Source organism: Streptomyces sp. NPDC045846, from assembly GCF_056431605.1.
Window position 1 is genome coordinate 40,378 of record NZ_JBWKKJ010000029.1, and the last position, 7,182, is coordinate 47,559.

8 protein-coding genes are annotated in these 7,182 nt (G+C 69.4%); 5 read left to right on the forward strand and 3 right to left on the reverse strand.

The genetic code is table 11. The annotated features are described in order from the left end of the window. The first annotated feature begins 295 nt into the window (after nt 1-295). From AC07F3_RS40360 to AC07F3_RS40380, 5 genes are all read left to right on the forward strand, one after another. Nucleotides 296-982: a hypothetical protein gene (locus tag AC07F3_RS40360; RefSeq protein ID WP_479119950.1), complete on the forward strand. Its 687-nt coding sequence runs from the start codon at nt 296-298 to the stop codon at nt 980-982. Continuing rightward, a complete protein-coding gene (locus AC07F3_RS40365; RefSeq protein ID WP_479119952.1) occupies nt 969-2,660 on the forward strand; it encodes a GH3 family acyl-acid amido synthetase in 1,692 nt (563 codons plus the stop codon). Before AC07F3_RS40360 ends, AC07F3_RS40365 begins: the two co-directional genes overlap by 14 nt. Before the next feature lie 203 nt (nt 2,661-2,863). Beyond that, complete coding sequence (locus AC07F3_RS40370) at nt 2,864-3,298, forward strand: hypothetical protein (protein WP_479119954.1); 435 nt, start codon at nt 2,864-2,866, stop codon at nt 3,296-3,298. Nucleotides 3,299-3,377: 79 nt separating this feature from the next. Continuing rightward, on the forward strand, nt 3,378-3,956 hold the full coding sequence (locus AC07F3_RS40375) for a TetR/AcrR family transcriptional regulator (protein ID WP_479119956.1): 579 nt from the start codon (nt 3,378-3,380) through the stop codon (nt 3,954-3,956). A gap of 78 nt (nt 3,957-4,034) precedes the next feature. Then, nucleotides 4,035-4,817, forward strand: a complete 783-nt coding sequence (locus tag AC07F3_RS40380) for an oxidoreductase (protein ID WP_479119957.1) — start codon at nt 4,035-4,037, stop codon at nt 4,815-4,817. A 460-nt stretch (nt 4,818-5,277) separates the two neighbouring features. Here AC07F3_RS40380 and AC07F3_RS40385 read toward each other — a convergent pair whose 3' ends face one another. From AC07F3_RS40385 to AC07F3_RS40395, 3 genes are all read right to left on the reverse strand, one after another. After that, the gene (locus AC07F3_RS40385; protein ID WP_479119959.1) at nt 5,278-5,982 is read right to left on the reverse strand and encodes an LmeA family phospholipid-binding protein; all 705 of its coding nucleotides are present in this window, start codon (nt 5,980-5,982) and stop codon (nt 5,278-5,280) included. A 405-nt stretch (nt 5,983-6,387) separates the two neighbouring features. Then, the gene (locus AC07F3_RS40390) at nt 6,388-6,570 is read right to left on the reverse strand and encodes a hypothetical protein (protein WP_479119961.1); all 183 of its coding nucleotides are present in this window, start codon (nt 6,568-6,570) and stop codon (nt 6,388-6,390) included. A gap of 70 nt (nt 6,571-6,640) precedes the next feature. Next, nucleotides 6,641-7,036, reverse strand: coding sequence for a hypothetical protein (locus AC07F3_RS40395; protein ID WP_479119962.1), 396 nt, complete (start codon nt 7,034-7,036; stop codon nt 6,641-6,643). Nucleotides 7,037-7,182 lie beyond the last annotated feature (146 nt).

The following is a 7,182-nucleotide window of genomic DNA, read 5'->3' on the forward strand; positions in this document are numbered from 1 at the left end:
CGTCCTACCGCAACCAGGCCGGTTGACGCTGACCTCGCGGCGGGCTGACCTGGGGCGACCGACGTGCCACCGGTCGTCCTGCCGCAGGGGGGTCGGCTGGTGCTGACCTCCGCGCGGGGGGACGTACTGCGGACCGATGCGTCACTGGTTGGCCTGCCGCAGGGGGGCGGCTGCTGCTGACCTCCCCGCAGGATCACGCACCGCGAACCGACGCGCCATCGACCGTCCACGCCGGGCGCGCCTGCCCCACCAGGCCGACCGCACCGGCCCCACCATCAAGGAAGGGACACCGCACATGGCCGCCCGGCACCTCGCACCCCCGTTGGAGCAACACCGTCCCCCCGATGTCGACGCACCACCGTTCTGCGTCCTGCTCGGCCCCGACTACGCGGGCACGTCGTCCGCCTTCGCGCGCCTGCTCCCCGCCGCGCGCCGGTGGCGTCCCGTCTCCGTCGACGACGGGCAACCGGGCCTGGAGCACGTCCTGACCGGCAGGCTGCGCCGGGCCGTGGTCACCGACAGGGCGGCCCGAACCGGCGTCCGGCCCCCGGAGTTCTTCGGCACGCTCGTGCGGAACGCCGTCGCCCGCCTGCGCGACCAGCTCGTGTCCGGGCCGCCCGGCCGGCCCGCGGTCGTCGACTCGTACCACTACAAGCTGCTGGCCAAGTGCCGTCTCGCCGGGCTTCCCGAGTACCCGACGCACACCTGGTGGCGGTCCTTCCCCCAGCCGCGCCGGGTCATCTACCTCGACGTGCCACCGCACACCGCCTGGCGGCGCAGCCGCTACGGCGCCGACCTCAACGTGCTCGAACACTACGGACCCCACCCCGACTGGGACGGATTCCGCCGCTACCAGGAGGACCTGGCCAAGGTCATGCGGGACGAGATCCACGACCTTCCGGTCACGGTGATCGCGGAACAGAGCGACCCGCAACGCACCGCGGCGGCGATCGAGGAGGTGCTCGCCCATGAATTCGGCTGAGGACTGGACGGACCCCGACCGCCTGCGCCGCCACCGCCGACGCGTCCTCGGAGAACGCCACGCGCTGCGGGCCTCCTTCGCCGACGCTGCCGGGCACCAACGGCGCGCACTGGACGACCTGCTCACCTTCAACGGCGGTACGCACTACGGCCGTCGGCACGGCTTCGACCGCGTCCGCACCCTCGCCGACTACCGCCGAGCCGTCCCGATCCAGACGTACGCGGACCTCGAACCGTGGATCGAGCGTGCCGCGGCCGGCGAGCGGGGCGTCCTGACCACCGACCAGCCCAAGATGTTCGTCACCAGCGGCAGTAGCACCGACACCCCCAAGAAGATCCCGGTGACCCCCCGCTTCATGCGCACCACGTTCTTCCCCTCCCACTACGCGGCCTGGGCGCCGCTGATCGAGCACTTCCCGGACGTCCTGAACACCCCCGGATCCGTCCTCAACCTCCAGCACGACCCTTCGCCCGCCGCGCGCCGCCCCCAAGTAGGCACCGGCCAGGGGGACTTAGGTGCCCGGTTTGGCGAACCGCTGTCCGCCGAACCCGGCACCGGCGCGCCCTGGACCAGGCTGCCCGTGCCCGCGACCGACGGGGAACACCTGCGCAAGATGTACCTGCGCCTGCGCCTCGCCGTGGAGGCCGACGTCCGCTGCGTCGTCGGGACGGACCCGGCACTGGTCGCGGCCCTGCCGTACCAGCTCGACCTGTGGTGGCCCCGCATCGTCAAGGACCTGCGGGACGGCACCCTCGACGGACGGCCGTACGGGCTGCCCAACCCGGCGCGGGCCGCCGAGCTGGAGCACTGCGCCGAACGCTTCGGCACGGTGCGCCCGGCCCACGTCTGGCCGCACCTGCGCGCCCTGTTCTGCTCGACCACCGGACTCGCCTCGCTGTACCTGCCGCGCCTGCGCGAAGACTTCGGCGCGGGCGTCAGCGCCCTGTGCGCCCCCGTCGCCGCCACCGAAGGACCGGTGGCCGTGGCCCTGGACCGCCATCCGACGGCGGGCAGCCTGGTGGCCACCGCGTCGGTCTTCGAGTTCGCCGACGCGGACGGCGACCTCGGTCCGGACACCGCCACCCTGGAACCCCACGAGCTCGAAGACGGCCGCGACTACCACGTCGTCTTCAGCCACGTCGGCGGCTTCTACCGCTACGCGGTCGGCGACGTCGTGCGCGTGGTCGACCGCGCCGACGGCGTGCCCCGCCTCGCCCACGCGGGCCGCGCCGACCGCACCGACCACGCGGGGGAGCGGCTGCGCGAGGCCCAGGTGATCAGGGCGCTGCGCGCGGCGCTGGACGCCACCGGCCTTGAGGTGCGCAACGCCGCCTGCAAGCCGGTCGCGCCCGAAGGACGCCCCGCCGCCTACGAGTTCGCCGTCGCCTGCCCCACCCCCTGGAGCAACGACGAGGCCACAGCCTTCCTCACCCACCTCGACCAGAACCTCCGCGGCCAGTCACCCGGTTATGGCACGGCCCGCACCCACGGCAGCCTCGCCGCCCCCTGGTTGGTCCGCCTCGACGCGAACGCCTTCCTACGGGACTGGCACGACCGCGTGGCCACCGGCATCCATCCGACCGAGGTCAAGGACCGCCTGTTCTGGCAGGACACCAAACAGTGGGCCCGACTGACCGGCCGAACCCGGGGATGTCACGCAGCGGGAAGAACGGACTGAGGCGAGCACACCCTGACGACCACCGCGCGCAGGGCGTCACCGAGAGCCCCGCCTCGGGTGCACTGGGCGCAGAGGGCCACCGGGACATCGGTCGCATGCCGGATTACGGCCGACTGTAAGATCGCCATCAGAGTCAGAAGGTTCGGCTCCTCTGACATCAACAAACCCTGGACGCACGGTAATCGCATTCAGGGAGCTGAGGAATGACGGACATCGAAGTGGCAGATCCGACTCACGAAGACAAGCAGAGCTGGATCCTGCGCTGTGCCGTTCGGTACCTTGCGACCTTTTGGATCGGATGGGCGGCGACGGCGGCCCTCGCCCCGCCCGGCATTGACCAGCACCGCCAGGGGTTCATGAAAATGTCCAGGTGGGCGTCGTTCCAGGACAACATGTCCGCGGGCCCTGGAGTGTTCCTGATGATCGCGGTTCCTTCGCTGATCATCCTCGTGGTGATAGGGCATCTGGGTCAGAAGAGGTCCGTCGAAGAGCTCAGAGTCATGACGGGATTCCTCTTGATGCTCCCTCTCTGGGTCCTGCTTGTTGCGGGGGGCGGGATCATGCTCGTGACCCAGGTGGCGGTTCAGGGCCTCTTTGCCGCCGTCATGCCGGGGCCGCTGGCGCCGAAGCTGGATTGAGCCAACCACGCAGATACACCGCCCAGTTGCCTGCACCAGTAGTTGACCTCAAGGTCAAGAACAATGCTACGGTAGCTCCATGGGCAGGCCGAAGCAGTTCGATCCGGACGTGGCGGTGGAGCGCGCGATGGGCGTGTTCTGGCGCAAGGGGTACGCGGCGACGACGCCTCAGGACCTGGTCGATGAGATCGGCATCGGCAAGGGCAGCCTGTACAACACCTTCGGCAGCAAGCACGCGTTGTTCGAGCGCGCTCTCGCCCGCTATCGCGACGCGCAGGCCGCTTGGCTGGCGGACCTGCTCGATCACCCCGGTTCGGCGAAGGACCGGCTGCGGGGTGCGCTGGAAGCCCTCGTGGAACTCGACTTGGGCGACCCGGATCGGCGCGGCTGCATGGCGGTCAACACCGCTGCCGAGCTGGCCTCCGTGGACGCCGATACGGCCGACGCCGTACGCAAGATGTTCGCCCGCACGGAGAGCGCGTTCCGGGAGACCATCGAGGAAGGCCAGCGAGCCGGTGAGATCGACGCCGGACGCGACGCGGCGACGGTGGCGGCCTGGCTGCTCGCGACGGTGATCGGCATGCGGGTACTGGCGAAGACCGCCGAGGGCCCCACGCAGTTGAAGCGCGTCGTGGACGCGACGATGGCGTCGCTGTAACCGGCACTGTCCGTGCCCGGTCCGTTTTTGCGGCCAAATTTTGTACCTACAGTTCAAAAATTTTAAGGAGCCTGTCACATGGAACTCGATCTCGCCGGGAAGACAGCGGTCGTCACCGGAGCCAGCCGGGGCGTCGGCCTCGCGATCACGCGCCAGCTCATCGCGGAGGGCGTCCGCGTGGTCGGCGCGGCCCGCACGATCACGGCCGAGCTGAAGGAGGCGGGCGCCCACCCCGTCGCGGCCGACCTGAGTACGCCGGAGGGCGCCGAGGAGTTGGGGGCGCAGGCGCTTGCCGCGCTCGGCGGCGTGGACATCCTGGTCAACAACGTCGGCGGCGGGGACACGTTCAACCTGAACGGGTTCCTCGCGACCGACGACGCCCTGTGGGCGCACAGCTTCGAGGTCAACCTGTTCGGCACGGTCAGGGTCACCCGGCGACTGCTGCCGAGCATCCTGGAACGCCGCGGCTCCATCGTGAACATCTCGTCGATGAGCGCACGACTGCCGGGCACCGGCCCGATCGAGTACGGCGCCGCGAAGGCGGGCCTCAACGCGTTCGGCAAGGCGCTCTCCGAGGAGTTCGGCCCCCAGGGCGTACGCGTGAACACGGTCTCGCCCGGCCCGACGCGTACCGCCATATGGGAGGACGACAACGGCTTCGGTGCCCTCCTCGCCGAGGCGAACGGCGTCGGGCACCGCGACTTCCTGCCCGGGGTGCCGGCTGCGATGGGCATGACCACCGGCCGCATGGTCGAACCTGACGAGGTCGCCGCGGTCGTCGCGTTCCTCGCCTCGGACCGCGCGGCGAGCATCACCGGCGCGGACTACGTCGTCGAGGGAGGCGGCATCAAGACGGTGTGAACCGCCCAGCCGTGTCCTGCGGGGACGAGGCCGTACCCGCATCCCGCACAGGACACGGGCGCGGCCCTGGAGTTGGGGCAGCCTGCGGACATGCGGCCCTGGCCGCCCCCGTCCGGAACGGCCAGGGGCCGCGCCTCAGCCACGCGTCAGTACAGGCCCCGGTAGGCGTTCCAGCCGCGGCCGAGACTCACACGGGGACGGAAGCCGCCGGTGCCCAGGCCGCCGGGCACAGCCAACAGCACGACACCGGGCGAAGCTCCGGCGCCCCGGGCCGGGCGAAACGCCTTGCTACGTCCGACCATTACGGGCGTGGGGGGGCAACCGGTACGAAGGCAAGGCTGGAGTCCCCCTGTCACCCGTTCATGGGGGGCGGCATCGGTGGTGGTGTCGGCGTTGCCACGGTTCCGCATATAGGCCCGCCGTGATCAATTGGAGCGGCGCAGGGGCTGGGGAGGTGGCTTCACCGGCTGAAGCGCGACGTTCCGAGGGTCACCTGGTGTCCGGTGAGGCTGATCTCGACACCGTCCGGGGTGGAGCGTGCGGCGGTGAAGCCTATGCCCTCGGGAAGGCTCATCTTCCAGGAGGCGGTGGCGCGTTCGGCGCCGGGGACGGTCAGGGAGAGCTCGTTGCCCTGGGCCAGCAGGGTTGCGGTGCTGTTCAGAACACTGCCGCCCGCAGTGCCGGTGACCTTGACGTGTGCCGCCTGGCCGTCTGAACCGTCGCCGGGGGAGGCCTGGAGGGTGCCGCCCTGGCCGGCCAGGCGGGTCACCAGATCGGACAGGTCTTTGTAGGAGAGGACGAGGGTGCCGGTGGCGAGGTTGGCCTGCGCGCTGCGCGCGGTCAGCGATGTCACGGTCACGTCCTGGAGGTCCAGGCGCAGGCGGGCGATGTCGAGCCAGCCGCCCTGCCGGTTCCCCGTGGTGGAAACGTAGAACTTCCGAGCGGTCAGCGATACATGGTCGAAGGTGCCGTCGGCAGCCTGGGTGAGGAACGGGAAGCCCTCGATCGACACGTCCATGGAGGCGTTGGTGAAGTCGTACTTGCTCTTGGCGAGTTGACCGGCCTCCTGGTCCGCGAAGTGGACGGCTATCCGGTCGGTGGCCGTGAAGAGCACGGCCAGCACCACCACCGTGATCGTCAGAACCTTCACCCATCGACGTCTCACGTCGAATCCCCCCTGTTGTTGCACCGTTGCGTGGTTTGGACGGTGCATGCTCCCACTCAGGTTGAACATGTTCAAACCGTTGAGGCGGCGGGGCGGCCTCAGGATGCGACTCGTGGCACCGGTGACGGTTCCCGCGAGGCAGCGGTAGAGCACGGCTTGCACGGGGCGCTGGGCCGCGGGAGTGCGGGGGCCGATGTTCTGGAGGATGGCCCAGAGACAGGTCGGGATGTACGGGCCGTCGGTGCATCCCTTGACGTCTTCGGAGAAGAGCTCGGCGAGTAGCTCGGCTCTGTGTCGATGACGAGGGTCTCGGCACGATCGACGAAATGCTTGTGGTAGCCGTCGCCCACGCGGGTCTTGCGGACCGTCGAGCCGGGCGTTGGGCGGACCGGGTTACTCAGCCGTTCAATGCCTCAACGGGCTCGTCGAGAGCCGCCCGGACTTCCTCGAAGCCACCGCCAGCAGGAACCAGGTCTCCGCCATCCGCGCCCGCTCGCTACTGAAGTGGCTGAGATCAAGGTGCGGCACGAGACCGTTGCGCAGCCACAACGCGAAGTACGCCGCCTCTGCGGCAGTCGCGACCGCCACGGTAATCAGGGCGCTGTTCTCGACGGCGTACTGGCAGTGCAGAGGTCGCGGCCGAGGACGAGGCGAGGCTCTACGTCGGTCGGCCTCCGACACGTGCCCACTGGGCCTCGTCCCACTCCACGTATTCGATTTGAACGCCGCCCGCCAGCTTGGCAGTCAGGTTCCGGCCGGTGGGAACGGCCTGTGGGCCGTACACGAGCTGCGCTCCGGTCCGGTTGAGCAATGCCAGGCACTCGTCGAGGTCGTCGATGATGAGCGTGGCCACTGTCGCTCGGTAGGGCTCCAGTACTCGCTCATCGCCCGCCACCACCAGAACGCGGCCGACCGTGGCCAACTCCAAACCGTTCGGCATTGTGAAGCGGGTGCTGATCGACTCCGCCGTGACAGCGGTGAGCGGTGCCAGCACCGCATCCAGGTCGTCGGCGTAGGCGCGGGCGTATGTGCGGAAGATACGCATGATCACCACCAAGGTGTCAGAGCCTGTGTCTGAAGTGCTGATGTGGATCTTTGGGCGGCGCTAAGACTTGTCCCGTAAATGATCTTTGTCGTGCTGGTTGACCTGCGTCTTCCTTGGTCATCCGGCCATGGTGAGGTTGTGCAGGCGGGCGATGC

Excerpts from the sequence above, each read along its gene's own strand:
- AC07F3_RS40375 (WP_479119956.1), top strand. The coding sequence starts at position 3,378 with ATGGGCAGGCCGAAGCAGTTCGATCCGGACGTGGCGGTGGAGCGCGCG.
- AC07F3_RS40365 (WP_479119952.1), top strand. The coding sequence starts at position 969 with ATGAATTCGGCTGAGGACTGGACGGACCCCGACCGCCTGCGCCGCCAC.
- AC07F3_RS40360 (WP_479119950.1), top strand. The coding sequence starts at position 296 with ATGGCCGCCCGGCACCTCGCACCCCCGTTGGAGCAACACCGTCCCCCC.
- AC07F3_RS40370 (WP_479119954.1), top strand. The coding sequence starts at position 2,864 with ATGACGGACATCGAAGTGGCAGATCCGACTCACGAAGACAAGCAGAGC.
- AC07F3_RS40380 (WP_479119957.1), top strand. The coding sequence starts at position 4,035 with ATGGAACTCGATCTCGCCGGGAAGACAGCGGTCGTCACCGGAGCCAGC.